The following is a 14,107-nucleotide window of genomic DNA, read 5'->3' as shown; positions in this document are numbered from 1 at the left end:
AAGGATGACAGAGATCGAACCGGCGTCTTCGCGATCGCCCGCGCCCGTCAGCGACCGGCGTGTCGCGCTGGTCGACCTGCTTGATCGCGTCCTCGCTGGCGGCGTCGTCATCGTCGGCGACGTGAGGCTCTCCGTCGCCGATGTGGACCTGGTCCACATCTCCCTGCGCACCTTGATCACCTCGGTCAGTGCCCTGGATCCCTTGACCGACGAGCGGGACAGGCCGTGAGTCAGCTGCCCGAACGCATCAACACCGACCACGAGAACGTCGAACGCGGTCTCGCGTCGCTGGTGCTCACGATCATCGAACTGCTCCGCCAGCTCATGGAACGCCAGGCCCTGCGCAGGATCGAGCGCGGCGACCTCGCCGATGAGCAGGTCGAACGGATGGGCCGGACGTTCATGGCACTGGAGCAACGCATGAACGAATTGTGCGACCAGTTCGGCCTCACCGCGGAAGACCTCGACATCGATCTCGGCCCGCTCGGTCCCCTGCTCGGCAACGACTTCGACGGCAGCGGGTAGAGCATCGTGAACGCGATGCTGGGCGTCGAAGAGGAGTTCCTGCTCGTGGACCCGCGTACCGGCGAGCCGGTTCCACGAGCCCTGGAGGTCGCGCGATGGGCACGCGAGCAATTCGGCGTTGAGTTCGACCTCGAACTGACCGCCGCACAGCTCGAGGCCAAGACCACGGCGTGCCATGACCTCGCGGAGGTGCGGCGGCAGTTGCTCGGCGCGCGGTTCATCGCGGCTGAGTCCGCTCGTCAGCTCGGTTGCCTCCTGCTCGCTGTGGCGGTGCCGCCGATCGGTGCGTCGAGGATGCAGATCACCGCGGATGACCGCTACCGGCAGATTGCCGACGACTACGGGCGGTTGGCCGTCGAGCAGCTGATTTGCGGCTGCCACGTGCATGTCTCGGTGCCGGATCGCGAGACGGCCGTGCAGGTTTGCAATCATGTGCGGCTCTGGCTGCCGGTACTCGGCATGGTGACTGCCAACTCCCCGTTCGCGCATGGTCGTGACACCGGCTATGCGAGCTGGCGGTCGATGGTGTGGTCACGCTGGCCGGTGTCGGGACCGCCACCGTGGTTCAGCTCCGCGCAGCACTACGACGAAGTGTGCGATTCGCTGGTGGCCACCGGAGCCGCACGCGACCTCAAGATGATCTACTGGGATGTACGGCCGTCCTCGCACCTGCCCACTGTGGAAGTCCGGGTGGCTGACGTTGCGGCCACCGTGGACGAGGCAGTGCTGTTGGCCGCCTTGGTACGTGCGCTCGTCGCCACCGCGGTGTGCGATGTGCGGCGGGGTGTGGCCGCGAGCAACGTCCCGGTCGAACTCCTGCGGCTCGCTGCGTGGAAGGCGGCCCGAGACGGCCTGAGCGGTCAGGCGTTCGACGTGATGTCCGGACAGCTGCTTCCCGCTCGGCTCCTGTTGGACCGGCTTGTCAGCCGAGTGCGGGATCAACTCGTCGCCATCGGGGATCTGGGCGTGGTGCTGCGCGTTCTGTCTGTTGTGGACAGATGCGGCGACGGTGCCACGAGGCAGCGCAAAGCGTTCTCTGTCGCACGATCACTGCACAACGTGGTGGACCAACTCGCGGAGGAGCTGATGGGGGAGCCGACCGGGGATCCGGGCGCGATGTTCCGCACCACCAAAGGATTGCGTCACGAGGTTGGCGGGCACCCGCAAAGTGCAGGCTGACAACGGAAGGTGTCGCCCATGCCCGGCTATTACGATCTCGTCGCCGATCGCTACCGGTTGGCCGGGATTCTGGGTGTCGGCGGTGTGGCAGAGGTACGGCGCGCGTGGGACACCGTCTTGCGGCGCCCTGTGGCGATCAAGCTCCTCCTCTCCGGATGCGACGAGGCCGACCGGCGCCGGTTCGACAACGAGATCCACACGCTGGCCGGGCTGTCCCATCCAGGTCTGGTGTCGGTGTACGACGCGGGCACCATCGGGCCGATGCCTTTCGTGGTGTTGCAACTTGTCGACGGATCCACTTTGCGCGATCGCCTCGCGTACGGCCCGTTACCGGTAATCATGGTGTGCGAGCTGGGTCGGTCTCTCTCGGAGGCCCTCGGCCACGTGCACACACATGGAGTGGTGCACCGTGACGTCAAGCCCTCCAACATCCTGCGTGACCGCGACGGCACCGTGTACCTGGCGGACTTCGGTCTGGCGAGAGCAGCCGGCACCACCCGGCTCACCAGGTCCGACCAGTTCGTGGGCACGGCGGCCTACCTCGCCCCGGAACAGGTGCGCGGTGGCGAGATCACATCGGCGGTCGACGTGTACGCGCTCGGTCTGGTGCTGTTGGAATGCCTGACCGGCGTCCGCGAGTACGACGGCAGTGCGATCGAGGCAGCCGTCGCCCGGCTGCACCGCCGGCCCCTCGTACCTGACCACCTCCCGTTCGAGCTGCGACGGTTGTTGACGTTGATGACCTCGCCACACCCTCGTCAGAGGCCATCCGCCTACGAGTGCGCGCGCATCCTGCAGGCCATCGGCCGCTCCGAGGCCGTCGGTCCGATCACCACCAAGGCACGGGTCCGTCAGCATCCTTGGCGTTCTCGCACACAGGCGTTGCTGGCCGCCGCGCTTGCGAGCCTGCTCGTCGCCGCTGGCAGTACGGACGCGGCACACGACGCCGCGCCACCGGTTTCCGGTGAGCTTCTCGTTACGCAGCAACCACGCGGACCGCGCGCGGACCCGGTCGAGTCCAGTGATTCCCTGGCGAAGGCCCATAAGGGCGTACACAAGAACAAGGGCGGCAAGGGGAAGCCGAACCGCGGCAAGGGCAAGCACGGTTGGTGAGCTGGATGACGGACGATGTGGACAATCCGAAGTGGACCGAGAAGCCGCCGTCATGGCTCATTCCCGCGTTTCGAAGCTGGATCGCGCCGGGTACCCGAAGGCATGACTCGACCAGTTGACCCCGAGAGACGGCGGCACAGGGCGTACGAGCGCGACTACCTGTTGCCAGAAGAACCTCCGGTCGTGGAGGAAGAGGTCGCCGCCCGCGACGACAACGGCAGGGCACGCGCGGTACGCACGATCTGCGCAGTGATCGACATCGTCTGCTGGGTGTTCGCACTCGTCCTGTTGCTGCACATCCTGCTCGTGGTGGCGGGCGCGAACATGGGCAACGGCTTCGCCTCGTTCATCTCAGGCTGGGCCGGCGGGATCGATTTCGGCTTGGACGATCTGTTCACCCCTGCCAATGAGAAGGCGGCCGTTCTGCTCAACCAAGGTGTCGCCGCACTGCTCTGGCTTGTGATCGGTGGGTTGCTCACACACCTGATCAGCCGCGTGGCGCTGCCGGTGGACGAGCGACGGGCCTGGTATCGGCGATCGGTCCGGCCCTGACAGAACCGGCGCAGACAGGGGTGCTGAGCCGCGGCGCACCGCCGCGGACTCGGCGCTCCTCAGGCTCGGCGCCAAGCTACGACAGTTCGGGTCACTGGACCCGCATCACTTGCTTTCACCGCACACCGCCAGCGGGATGTCGCCATGACACAGTCACAGGACACAGACAAATGGTTTCCCTTCGAGTGGGGCGAGCCTGTGGTTGTCGAGAAGGTGGTCGCCGATCGACCCGGCTACGCCAAGTTACGCACCGTCCGCTCGATCTGCGCGGTAATCGGCATTGTGTGCTGGGTGTTCGCCGCCGTCCTGCTGGTGCACGTCGTCCTCGTCGCGGCGGGCGCGAGCCCTGGCCACGGGTTCGCAGCCTTCGTGACGAACTGGGCCGGCATCATCAACCTCGGGACGAGCGGTCTTTTCCCAGTGGGCAACGAGGCGCTTGCCGTGCTGGCGAACGAGGGCTTGGCCGCGGTGCTGTGGCTGGTGATCGGGGCACTTCTGACGAACTTGATCTCGCGAATCGCCCTCCCAGCGGATCAGCGGCGAGGCTGGTACCGGCGGGACCGCCACACAGCGATCAGGCGCTGATGTGCGCGTTCGAGGTCTGCCCGGACATGTTGCGGGCTCCGATTCCCGCCGTGGCCAAGCGGTAATCGGAGCCCCTGGAGAGCCACTCAGTGCCCAGCAGAAAGGTCGAAGGTCCCTCGACCTAAGCATCGAGCGGCAAGACCTTGCCCGACAATGCGGCTGTCAAAGGATCGACTTGTGCTTGCGGGTCCCGGCGACGATGCCGATGCCCGCAGCCGCGAGCGCGATCTGGATGAGTACTTCGATCCAGTCGATGCCTTCGGTGTTCGCAACGCCGAGCCCGCGGGCGATGGCCGTTCCGACGAAGGCGGCCACGATGCCGACGAGAATCGTGAGCCAGATCGGGGTCTTCTGCCTGCCTGGCATGACCAGCTTGCCGAGCACACCGATCACCAGTCCGACGATCAAGGCGCTGAGGATGCCGGTGATCTCCATGACACCTCCACTCGTTCGTCGGCGGCGAAGTCGTCGCCGCCGAGTACTTCTCCACGGTCAGGCACTCGCCGAACGACGGCAACGCCTTTGTTGATCGTGGGTTGAAGCACGTTGTTCGTTCTGTGGATATCCCTGGTGCAACGCACCAAACGCGAAAGCGTCCGGCCAGAGTGGACTAATCCCTGCGTCTCCCCTTGTGCGCGACGTTAAGTGTCTGTGCCGTCGCGATGTGTCGCAACGATCGATCGTCTCGGCCCTCGGCCGACGCGGGCACGTCGTAACGATGCGAGGAACCGTCACGATCAGGTCACCATGAAGCAGGCCGGACAACGCGACCGCGCTGCGCGGCTCAAGGTCCGCTGTCTGGCCACCGTGTACTTGATCGTCGCGGTGATCCACAGCGTGCTGGCGGTGGTGGAACGCGTCGCGTGGCCGGTCGTTGTGGCCGGCGCGTTCGTCGTGGCCGCCCTGGCGCTGGAAAGGCTGCTGGCGCGGGACAGGCCTGCCTGCGATGCGGCCCGGCGCATTCTGCGTATGGGGTTCGCCGAGCTTCCGCATCACACCATGACGTGTGGACTGGCCCGCGACATCACCTGATCAGATGTCGCCGCCCGGTCAGCCCTTGTCCGAGTCCTTCCTGTCCTTGTCCGGCTTCCTGGGCTTGTCCTCCTCGCCCTTCTTCCCTCCGACCTTGTCGTCAGCCGGCGGGTTGACCTGGGCCGGCACGACAACGGCTGGATTGCTCTGCGGCTGAGCCGAACCGGTGGCGGGCGCGGGTGTGCTGGTCGTCGGCGCCACCAGTGTCGTGGTCGCCGGAGGAGCGGACTCGCCGGGCGGAGGTGGAGAGAGGACGGTAGCGGTGACACCGGCCGCGCCGAGCGCTGCCAGTAGCACGGAGGCCACGAGCAACCGGATCGGACGGCGTGGATGGACCGGCGCTCCGACACGGGTCGGGGCGTCGCCTGTGTCTCGCAACGCTTGTGCGCATTCGGTTGCCGTCGGTCGCCGGCGTGGCGACAGCGAGGTCATGAGCGTCAGCAGGCGCTTCAGGTCCGCCGGCAACTCGTCGGGAACGATGGGCTGGCGGTGCAGGCGAGCGACCGCGGCCTCGATCTCGCTGCCTTCGTACTCCCGCCGCCCGGTGAGGCACTCGAGGAGCACGAGGCCGAGCGCGTACACGTCCACCGGGTGGCCGAACTCCTCTCCGCGCACCTGCTCCGGGGCGAGGTAGGCGGCGGTGCCGACCAGCTGGTCGGTTCTGGTGAGCCGGGTCGTGCCGATCAGCCGCGCCAGTCCGAAGTCGGCGAGGTGGGCGTTGCCGTCGCGGTCGAGCAGGATGTTGGACGGCTTGATGTCCCGGTGCACCACGCCGTGGGCGTGCACGTAGGCGAGCGCGTCGGCGAGTTCTGCGCCCAGCCGTCGCACGTCGTCCACCTCGAGCGGGCCGTGCGTGATGCGATCGCGCAGCGTGCATCCGTCGACGATCTGCAGCACGACGAACGGCGTGCCTGCCGTGGTTCCGGCGTCGTGCACCTGCACCAGTCCGGGATGGGACAACGCGGCCAGCGTCTTGACCTCGTTGTCGAAGCGGAGCACATCGGCCACATCGGACCCGGCGCGGAACAGCTTGACCGCGACGTGTCGCTGCAACCGGGTGTCCCACGCACGACGTACGTCAGCCATAGCGCCTGAGCCCAGCAGCTCGGCGAGCTCGTACCGTTCGGCGATCAGACGGTCCTCGGCGGATACGGACATGGCAGCCTTCCCGTCGGGGGTCGGGTGGCTCCTGTATGCCCGCTGGCCCGCGGACGCGAACCTTTCGGAGCATCCGATCAGCGAGTCAGGGGTAACCAGTCCTGCGGTGCTTGAGCACGACGGCGTCGTGGCGGCACCTATGCTGCTGAAGCCAAGCGTGATCGGAGGAGGCGTCGGTGACCGAGCAGGGCGATCTGATCGCAGGCCGTTACCGCCTCAACCAACGGATCGGCGCCGGCGGCATGGGCGTGGTGTGGCAGGCGTTCGACGAACGCCTCGGCCGTGTCGTCGCACTCAAGCACCTCGCACTCCCACCTGGACTGTCCACAGAGGACGCCGAGCGTGCCCGGCAACGAGCGGTTCGGGAAGGACGGATCGCCGCCCGGCTTCAGCACCCCGGTGCGGTTACCGTGCACGACGTCACCGAGGACTGCGGTCGGCCGGTCCTGGTCATGGAGTACGTCCCGGCGCGCAGTCTCGCCGAGCTCATCGCAGCGCGCGGACCGCTGCCCGCGGCCCAGGCCGCTCAGATCGGGGGACAGGTCGCCGCCGCGCTGGCGGCGGCACACGAGGCGGGCATCGTGCACCGCGACATCAAGCCCGCGAACATCCTGATCACCGACACCGGCACCGCGAAGATCACCGACTTCGGCATCGCCCGCGCCCACGGTGACACCACCGTCACCGCCACCGGCCTGCTGGTCGGGACACCGGCGTTCCTGGCACCGGAAGTAGCGCAGGGACACGAGCCCAACGCCGCCAGTGACGTGTTCTCTCTCGGAGCCAGCCTCTATACGGCGGTGGAAGGGCGTGCACCGTTCGGAGACGGTGACAACGCCATCGCGCTGCTGCACACCGTGGCTGCCGGACAGTTCGTTCCGCCCGCACACCACGGCCCGGTCTCCGATGTCGTGCTGCACATGATGCGAACGGATCCTGCGTCGCGTCCCACGATGGCTCAAGCAGCAGTGAGTCTGCGCGCGGCCGCGGCCGATCGCCCCGCCCCGGCCCCGACCCGCCTGGATCTGCAGCCGGTAGCGGGTTCACCGGCCCCGCCATGGCGCCGGCCACGTTTCGCACTGCCGGTCGCCGCGGCGGCGATCGCCGCCATCGTGCTCATCGTGCTGCTGTACCCGCAGTCGTCCTCCAACAAGGTCGCAGGCCCACCACCCACGTCGACAACCAGCACCGTCACCGCCGCAGAGCTGCAACAGGCCGTGGCCGACTACTACGCCCTGCTTCCCGACCGCACCGACGAAGCGTGGACACGGCTGAGCCCTGCCATGCAGGCGCAGGGCCGAGACCAGTACGAGAAGGCGTGGAAGGGCGTCAAGACCCTCGTCGTCACCGCGGCGCCGCAGGCCACCAACGCCGACACGGTGACCATCGGCGTGGAATACACCACGGAGAGCAGTGGCCGACTCCGAGAGACACGCCAACTGCACCTGATCACCGACGGCGGCAAGGTGCTCATCGACTCAGATCAGGTCCTGAAGTCCGAACGCGTCAACGACAACAACGGCGACAAGAACGATAACGGCGAGAAGAAGGGCGACAAGAAGCGCGAAGGGGAAGGCAAGGGAGGCCACTAGCCTCGATCTTTCACTTGGCGCCGGGATGGGATGCCGGTGGACGATTCGGTGTGCTCGTTTGTGTTGGGCAGGGGTGATTCCCGGCGCTGGGGCCGCCGGTTCTCCGGGTCCTAGTCATGGGGTCGGGGGTGCTGGGTCAGGTCTGTAGCGCGGTGTAGGCGGTGTGGATGAGGCGGTTGTAGGGCCAGTCGCGAGGAAGCCGGAGTCGATGTCGGCGTCCGCTGTGGATGATGCGTCCGGCGACTGCGGCTCGTCGAGCGGCGAGCCCGGCCGCGTCGGGAATGTCCAGGTTTGCAGAGGACATGATGGGCGCAGCCCTCGGTCAGGGTTGTATGGAGGTTGGCGATCAGTCGACCGAGTCGGTGCCGGACTCCTGTCGGCCGGCGGGCAACGGGATGGGGATCGTGATCTGCCCGCCGGGATGTTCGGCGACCAGGGTGAGAACGCGTGCTTCTGCCGGTGGGCCTGGTTCAAATACGCACCTCTCGGCGAACAAGACGTGCGACCCCGATCTGCCCCCGCCTCCACCTCGGTACTGGGTTCCGGCGTCATCCCACCCGCGCCAGCGCACACCTGGTCCGAAACGTTCCCGCATTCGGTGCATGTCGATAGCGACATGCACGAGGTTCAGCGCGAGGAAGGTCGACCACACCTCCAGGCACACCAGATTCGCAGTTAACTCCCCGATCGTGAGGGTACGTCCCGCAAGCGGAACAACGTGGCGCAATACGGGAGTGGGCGGGTCTTCGATTGCCTGCCGCCACTCGGGTCGCTCGACGCCCATTCGCGTGGCCACAGCCTCGCCACTGCTCGTGGCCGACGTCTCCTGTCGCAGGACCGTGAGCCAACCGGAACGCTGCAGGGTCACCTCCAGGTCGGCGAGAATCTGCTCGGCCTCCTCCTGAGGGAGTGCCCCCGCGGCCACCAGCCCGATCGCCACCCCGCGGATCTCGAGCCAGTTGATGCTGCTCTGCCTGCCGAGTGCCGACTGTCCCTTCCCCGCTCCCAGACTGTCGGCAATGAGCTTCTCCAGATACCCACGCCCATCCATGCCGTCATCCTGCACCACCAAGAGCGGGCGACGGGCCTTCTGCGGAGTCTCCTGTCGCTGGACCAGCAGCAAGCGTCATTGCCCGGCTTGCCCCGGCAGCAGCGGCCCGGCCGAAGCCGTCGACGAGGGCCTGATCGGAGCGAATCCCGTGCCGGAAGCTGCGGATCAACTTCGATGATCGCCCCGAACGCCCGCACGCCACCACCGGCGAGGTCGACGCACTGGCGGGAAGGATGGAGCCGGACGACGGGTTGCTGACGATCACCGCCGCCCACACCGGTATGCGGTGGGGTGAGCCGGCCGGGCTGCAGTGGATCAGGACCTGTCTCGACGACAACCCGCGCATCCACGTGGACGCGAAGTTCGGTGCCCTGCACGAAGTCCGCGGACGGAAGCTGGAACTCGGTCCGCCCAAGACGCCCGCCACGTGCACCTGCCACCGTTCCTTGTCGAGAAGCTGGCGGCGAAGTGCCGATCAACCAGGAGATGCACTTTCACGATCTCCGCCACACGCACGAGACGTGGCTCGTCGAGGAGAAGGTGCCGCGGGTGCTGAGGCTCGAGCGGTTGGGGCACGAGCGCAAGGACGTCGACGACGACTACTCGCACGTGACCGACGTCATGATCGCCAGGATGCTGGCGGCTCTGCAGCACCGGTGGGAGATCGGAGGTGGGTGGAGCTGGGACCGGCAGAGTGGGCTGAAAGTGGCGTGACCACTTAGGTATTGGGAATGTGGTCTCGACGCCGTGCCAAGGCTCGTTACCTCCATTTCGTCTGCGGTCGACATACGCTCGGCGGCATGAGCGCGCGTTCGGGACTCGGGCGCGGCACAGGAGATGCGGGGGTCAGGCGAGCTCGTGCCGGCAGCCTCATCGGTGCTGCTGGTCGTGGCGGCGCTGGGCGGTGACGACGTCGATCGTGTGCTGCCGGATCCAGCCCAGGAACTGTTCCAGTGACTTGGTGAGGCCTCGGCCGAGTGGCGTGAGTTCGTAACTGACCCGCGGCGGCGTGGTGGGCTCCACCGTTCGCGCGACGAGCCCGTCCCGCACCAGGGTGCGCAGTGTTTGGGACAGCATCTTCTCGCTGATCCCACCGATCGTCGCATGCAGTTCGGAGAAGCGCCGCGGGCCCTCTCCCAGTGCCGCCAAGATCAACATTCCCCAGCGGCCGGTGATGTGCTCGAGCACCTCGCGCGCCGGGCACTCGCTGTTGAACGCGTCACTCATGCCCTGCCACGCGTGCCGCTCGACCTCGGAACCTACCTCCATGTCCGGAGCTTACCCGGAGGTAGGTACTTTCGAGCAGTAAGCTACCGATCTAGCCTTCCGGCATGGTCACAGTGGTCTTCGGCGCCGGCGGCAATGTCGGTCGCAATGTCGCGGCGGGTCTGAGTTCGGCGGGTGAGAAGGTTCGGTTGACGAGCCGGAAGCCGCTCCCGACGGGCTTCCCGCCTGGAGCGGAAGTCGTCACGGCCGATCTGGAGAGCCCGGAAACCCTGCCTGCCGTTCTCGACGGTGCGCAGCGCGTGTTCCTCTACGCCAAGCCGGAGGGAATCGACGGCTTCGTGACGGCGGCCGAGTCCGCCGGCGTCCAGCACGTGGTCCTCCTGTCGTCCGGGTCCGTCCTCCACCCGGATGCCGCGCACAACCCCATCGCCCGGTCGCACATCGCCGTCGAGTCCGCTCTCGAGAACTCCGGCCTGGCATGGACATTCATCCGGCCGGGAATGTTCGCCACCAACACCCTGTGGTGGTGGCGGGACTCGATCCGCGACGAGAGCACCGTCCGGGTGCCCTACCCGGACGCGCAGACAGCGCCCATTCACGAGAAGGACCTGGCGGCGCTCGCGGTGACCGCTTTCACCCGGCCGGGGCATCGCGGCCGCGCCTACCCCGTGTGGGGGCCCGAGTCACTGTCCATCCGGCAGCAGGTACGCCACATCGGTGCCGCCGTCGGTCGCGAGATCACCCTCGAGCCGATCTCGGTCGAACAGGCACGCGTCGAACTCGGCAAGACCATGCCGCCCATCGGGATCGACGCGATCTTGGCAGCATGGCAGGCTGGAACCATCGCGCCGCCACAGGTGTCGACCGTCGTCGCGGACGTCACCGGTCGTCCTGCCCACACGTTCGCGCAGTGGGCCGAAGACCACGCGAACGACTTTCGCTGAGGCGCCACGGACGCTCACCTTGCGATCGCGCCTGGAACGAAGCCGTCCAGACCTACCCTGACATCCGGTACTCGGCATGAGTGAGCACGTGTGCTGCGTGTGCGGTCGACGAGCGGCTATTCGGGCCGGTCGAAGTCGATCAAGCTGTACGAGCCGTCCTCGTGCTGCTCGAAGTCTGGTGCGCGACCGCGTGGGCCGCCGAGACGATGCTCGGGCAAGAACACGCCGTGTGCACTCGCACATGCTGCGCCGCATTCGCCTGGCGGGCGCGGAAGAGAGCCGCGGTCAGCGGTGTGCGGAGATGAGGTCGTGGGCGGCGTCGCTGAAGGCACGGACGCGGGCGGTGGCGTTGTCGGTGCGCCAGAGCATGCCCCACTGCAGGGGTGGTGCGTCGTGGAGGTGGACGTAGGCGACGTCGGGGCGGGCGTAGTAGCGCCGCACGTTGGCGCCGACCGGGAAGACGCCGTGTCCGGCGCCGATGAGGGTGAGCATTTCCTGGAACGTGGCGGCGGACCGGCCGGTGCGGATCGGGTGGCCGGCCGGGGTGGTCGCCGGGGTGCGGTCGGCGCGCAGGGATTCGGGCAGGGTGTCCGGTAGCTGCAGCATCGTGACCGTGGCCAGGTCCTCGACGGAGACGGAGTCGCGCCCGGCGAAGGGATGGCCGGTGGGGACGGCGAGGAAGCGGGCTTCGGACACCAGCACGGGACCGCTGTCGATGCCTGGTTCGCGCACCGGGAAGGTCGCCAGCGCGATGTCGACCTCCCCGCCCTGCAGCCACGGCATCAGCTCCCCCAGCTGGGCTTCGCGGATCCGGACCTCGCAGTCCGGGTGGCGCTGCCCGAAACGCTCGGTGGCGCCGACCAGCAGCTGGCCGGCGGCCGCGCCGGTGAAGCAGACCCGCAGGGTCCCGGTGAACCCGCGGCCGGTGTCGATCGCCCAGGCGAGTGCGGTGGTGATCGTGGTCCACGCCGGGCGGAGGTCTTCGTAGAGCCGGCGTCCCACCGGGGACAACTCCACCCGGCGGCTGGTCCGGGTGAACAGCGGGACCCCGACCCGGCGTTCCAGCTTGCGGATCGCCTGGCTGATCCGGGCGGTGGACACGCGCAGCCGCTCCGCCGTGCGGCCGAAGTGCAGTTCCTCGGCCAGGGTCAGGAACGCCTCCAGTTCGTGCCGCTCCAGCATGCCCCTCCTCACATCGTTAAGCGTGGCTTCACGATCGTGGCACACATCGGCGTTGTTCCGGCAGCTGGGCCACCGGAGATTGGAGATGTCGGAAACCAGTCCACAAAGGAGCAGGATGTACGTCACCGATCACCACGCTCTGGCCGCCGAGAGCGGCGCGGCAGTCGTGCAGGAACTGCGGGACCGGATCGAGATCGGCGACGCGCTCCACCGCTTCGCCCTCGGCCAGGACCTGAAGGACAAGGCGCTGTTCGCGTCGGCCTTCGCCGCGGATGCCGAGCTCGACTTCCGGCCTGCCGCCGCGAAGTGGGGCGCGCGGCCACCGCTGATGGCGGGCCGGGACACGATCGTCACCACCATCCTCGGCCTGTTCACCGGCCGGGTGGACACCACGCACCAGGTCACCAACACGCGTGTCGTCGTCGGGAACGACACCGCGCGGCTGACCGCGCTCGTCGAGGCCAAGCACCTGCTGACCGCCGATCACGGGGTGTTCGCGCTGTTGAAGAACCCCTACGACGTCGAACTGGCCCGGGACGGCAGGCGCTGGCTGATCCACCGGATGCGGATCGACAACGCCTGGTTCACCGGTGACCCGGCCACGATCTTCGCCGGCTGACCCCCTCCGAACCCCGAACAACAAAGGAAGGCACATGAAAGCCGTCAGAATCCACCAGCCGGGCGGTCCGGAGGGGCTCGTGTACGAGGACGCGCCGGAGCCCTACGCGGGCGTCGGTGACGTGGTCGTGCGGGTGCACGCGGCCTCCTTCACCCCAGGCGAGCTGGACTGGCCGGTGACCTGGGTGGACCGTGGCGGCCGGGACCGGACACCGGTCGTTCCGGCACACGAAGTGTCAGGAGTGGTCACCGCGGTCGGCTACGGCACCACCGGGCTGCGGGTCGGCGACCGCGTGTACGGGCTGACTGACCGGCACCGCGACGGGGCGGCGGCCGAGTACTTCTCCGCCGAGGCCCGCGATCTGGCGGTCCTGCCCGACACGGTGACCCACGTGGCCGCGGCGGCGCTGGCGATGCCGGGGCTGACCGCGTGGCAGGCGCTGTTCACCCACGGGCAGCTGAGGCCCGGGCAGTCCGTGCTCGTCCACGGCGCGGGCGGCGGGGTCGGGACCCTGGCCGTCCAGCTCGCGCGGGACACCGGCGCGCACGTGATCGGCACCGGCCGTGGCGCCCACCGGGATGTGGCGATCGAGGCGGGCGTGCACGAGTTCGTCGACCTCGACCAGCGCCGGTTCGAGGAAGCCGGTCGAGCCGACCTGGTCTTCGACACGGTCGGCGGTGACGTGCTCGCCCGCTCGGGTGCCGTCGTGCGGCCCGGCGGGACGCTCGTGTCGATCTCGGCGCCGCCCCCGGCGGTGTCCGGTGGACGGGCGGTGTACTTCATCGTCGAGCCCGACCGCACGCAGCTGACCGAGCTCGCCGACCGCGTCCGGACCGGGCGGCTCCGCCCGTTCGTCGGAGCCACCTTCGCACTGCCGGACGCCCGACAGGCATTTTTCGCCAAGCAGAGGAGCGGTGTTCCGGGGAAGATCGTGCTCAAGGCGGTCGACGATGACTGACCGGTTCCAGCGGTCGCCGGCGGCGTTGGCGCTGCTGGCGTTCGCGCAGCTGATCATCGCTGTCGACTACGACATCGTGTACGTCGCGCTGCCGGAGATCAGCGATGCCCCCGGCTTCTCGGCGCAGACTCCGCAGTGGGTGGTCAGCGCGTACGCGGTCGCCTTCGGTGGTTTCCTGCTGCTGGGTGGTCGGCACAACGACAAGACCGAGCAGCCGGTCATGCGCGGTCGTTAACCGCCTACGACCACAAACCCTTGGAATCAGTCATCTAGGCGGAGCGGGCGGCGGAGTGGTGCGGAAGGTCAATATTCCTGCTGGCAAAGAAAGTTCTTGCTGTGGTAACGGTTCAACGGGTTTGCCGATCAACCACGCATGCCGCTTCGGTTCTT

The 14,107-nt window shown here is 67.8% G+C and carries 18 protein-coding genes; 13 read left to right on the top strand and 5 right to left on the bottom strand.

Annotation, left to right across the window (positions count from 1 at the left end):
* Nucleotides 1-4 precede the first annotated feature (4 nt).
* The 6 genes from JOD27_RS40190 (at nt 5) to JOD27_RS40165 (ending at nt 3,954) form a co-directional block, all read left to right on the top strand.
* Nucleotides 5-229, top strand: coding sequence for a gas vesicle protein (locus tag JOD27_RS40190; RefSeq protein WP_204767619.1), 225 nt, complete (start codon nt 5-7; stop codon nt 227-229).
* The gene (locus JOD27_RS40185) at nt 226-525 is read left to right on the top strand and encodes a gas vesicle protein K (protein ID WP_307830606.1); all 300 of its coding nucleotides are present in this window, start codon (nt 226-228) and stop codon (nt 523-525) included. The genes JOD27_RS40190 and JOD27_RS40185 overlap by 4 nt, the downstream gene beginning before the upstream one ends.
* Nucleotides 526-540: 15 nt before the next feature.
* Complete coding sequence (locus tag JOD27_RS40180; protein WP_239571231.1) at nt 541-1,704, top strand: carboxylate-amine ligase; 1,164 nt, start codon at nt 541-543, stop codon at nt 1,702-1,704.
* Nucleotides 1,705-1,722: 18 nt separating this feature from the next.
* The gene (locus JOD27_RS40175) at nt 1,723-2,817 is read left to right on the top strand and encodes a serine/threonine-protein kinase (RefSeq protein ID WP_204767617.1); all 1,095 of its coding nucleotides are present in this window, start codon (nt 1,723-1,725) and stop codon (nt 2,815-2,817) included.
* A gap of 183 nt (nt 2,818-3,000) precedes the next feature.
* A complete protein-coding gene (locus tag JOD27_RS40170; protein ID WP_239571217.1) occupies nt 3,001-3,369 on the top strand; it encodes a hypothetical protein in 369 nt (122 codons plus the stop codon).
* A 144-nt stretch (nt 3,370-3,513) separates the two neighbouring features.
* A complete protein-coding gene (locus JOD27_RS40165) occupies nt 3,514-3,954 on the top strand; it encodes a hypothetical protein (RefSeq protein WP_204767616.1) in 441 nt (146 codons plus the stop codon).
* A gap of 162 nt (nt 3,955-4,116) precedes the next feature.
* Here JOD27_RS40165 and JOD27_RS40160 read toward each other — a convergent pair whose 3' ends face one another.
* The gene (locus JOD27_RS40160; RefSeq protein WP_204767615.1) at nt 4,117-4,389 is read right to left on the bottom strand and encodes a GlsB/YeaQ/YmgE family stress response membrane protein; all 273 of its coding nucleotides are present in this window, start codon (nt 4,387-4,389) and stop codon (nt 4,117-4,119) included.
* 312 nt (nt 4,390-4,701) lie between these two features.
* Here JOD27_RS40160 and JOD27_RS40155 point away from each other — a divergent pair, with 312 nt between their 5' ends.
* A complete protein-coding gene (locus JOD27_RS40155) occupies nt 4,702-4,986 on the top strand; it encodes a hypothetical protein (RefSeq protein ID WP_204767614.1) in 285 nt (94 codons plus the stop codon).
* Nucleotides 4,987-5,004: 18 nt separating this feature from the next.
* On the opposite strand, the gene JOD27_RS40150 is transcribed toward JOD27_RS40155, so the two are convergent.
* Entirely contained in the window at nt 5,005-6,144 is a 1,140-nt protein-coding gene (locus JOD27_RS40150) for a serine/threonine-protein kinase (protein WP_204767613.1), read from the bottom strand.
* Between the two features lie 176 nt (nt 6,145-6,320).
* On the opposite strand from JOD27_RS40150, the gene JOD27_RS40145 reads away from it, so the two are divergent.
* Complete coding sequence (locus JOD27_RS40145) at nt 6,321-7,736, top strand: serine/threonine-protein kinase (RefSeq protein ID WP_204767612.1); 1,416 nt, start codon at nt 6,321-6,323, stop codon at nt 7,734-7,736.
* A gap of 346 nt (nt 7,737-8,082) precedes the next feature.
* On the opposite strand, the gene JOD27_RS40140 is transcribed toward JOD27_RS40145, so the two are convergent.
* Nucleotides 8,083-8,859: a hypothetical protein gene (locus JOD27_RS40140; RefSeq protein WP_204767611.1), complete on the bottom strand. Its 777-nt coding sequence runs from the start codon at nt 8,857-8,859 to the stop codon at nt 8,083-8,085.
* A 219-nt stretch (nt 8,860-9,078) separates the two neighbouring features.
* Here JOD27_RS40140 and JOD27_RS47325 point away from each other — a divergent pair, with 219 nt between their 5' ends.
* Entirely contained in the window at nt 9,079-9,501 is a 423-nt protein-coding gene (locus tag JOD27_RS47325; RefSeq protein ID WP_372441795.1) for a tyrosine-type recombinase/integrase, read from the top strand.
* 156 nt (nt 9,502-9,657) lie between these two features.
* Here JOD27_RS47325 and JOD27_RS40130 read toward each other — a convergent pair whose 3' ends face one another.
* On the bottom strand, nt 9,658-10,056 hold the full coding sequence (locus tag JOD27_RS40130) for a winged helix-turn-helix transcriptional regulator (RefSeq protein WP_239571214.1): 399 nt from the start codon (nt 10,054-10,056) through the stop codon (nt 9,658-9,660).
* A gap of 62 nt (nt 10,057-10,118) precedes the next feature.
* Between JOD27_RS40130 and JOD27_RS40125 the strand changes: the two genes are divergently transcribed.
* Nucleotides 10,119-10,958 (top strand): NAD(P)H-binding protein, encoded by an 840-nt coding sequence (locus tag JOD27_RS40125; protein ID WP_204767609.1) that lies wholly within the window; start codon nt 10,119-10,121, stop codon nt 10,956-10,958.
* Between the two features lie 285 nt (nt 10,959-11,243).
* On the opposite strand, the gene JOD27_RS40120 is transcribed toward JOD27_RS40125, so the two are convergent.
* Entirely contained in the window at nt 11,244-12,140 is an 897-nt protein-coding gene (locus JOD27_RS40120; protein ID WP_204767608.1) for a LysR family transcriptional regulator, read from the bottom strand.
* Nucleotides 12,141-12,255: 115 nt separating this feature from the next.
* On the opposite strand from JOD27_RS40120, the gene JOD27_RS40115 reads away from it, so the two are divergent.
* The 3 genes from JOD27_RS40115 to JOD27_RS40105 are packed head-to-tail and all read left to right on the top strand — an operon-like array spanning nt 12,256 to nt 13,952.
* A complete protein-coding gene (locus tag JOD27_RS40115) occupies nt 12,256-12,759 on the top strand; it encodes a nuclear transport factor 2 family protein (RefSeq protein WP_204767607.1) in 504 nt (167 codons plus the stop codon).
* Between the two features lie 34 nt (nt 12,760-12,793).
* A complete protein-coding gene (locus JOD27_RS40110; RefSeq protein WP_204767606.1) occupies nt 12,794-13,717 on the top strand; it encodes an NADP-dependent oxidoreductase in 924 nt (307 codons plus the stop codon).
* Nucleotides 13,710-13,952 carry a hypothetical protein gene (locus JOD27_RS40105; protein ID WP_307830605.1) on the top strand — a complete coding sequence of 81 codons (243 nt, stop codon included), beginning with the start codon at nt 13,710-13,712 and terminating at the stop codon, nt 13,950-13,952. The genes JOD27_RS40110 and JOD27_RS40105 overlap by 8 nt, the downstream gene beginning before the upstream one ends.
* Nucleotides 13,953-14,107: the final 155 nt, after the last annotated feature.

It is taken from the genome of Lentzea nigeriaca (assembly GCF_016907955.1).
Classification (GTDB): Bacteria; Actinomycetota; Actinomycetes; order Mycobacteriales; family Pseudonocardiaceae; genus Lentzea; species Lentzea nigeriaca.
This window is presented reverse-complemented; position numbering and strand designations above follow the sequence as displayed.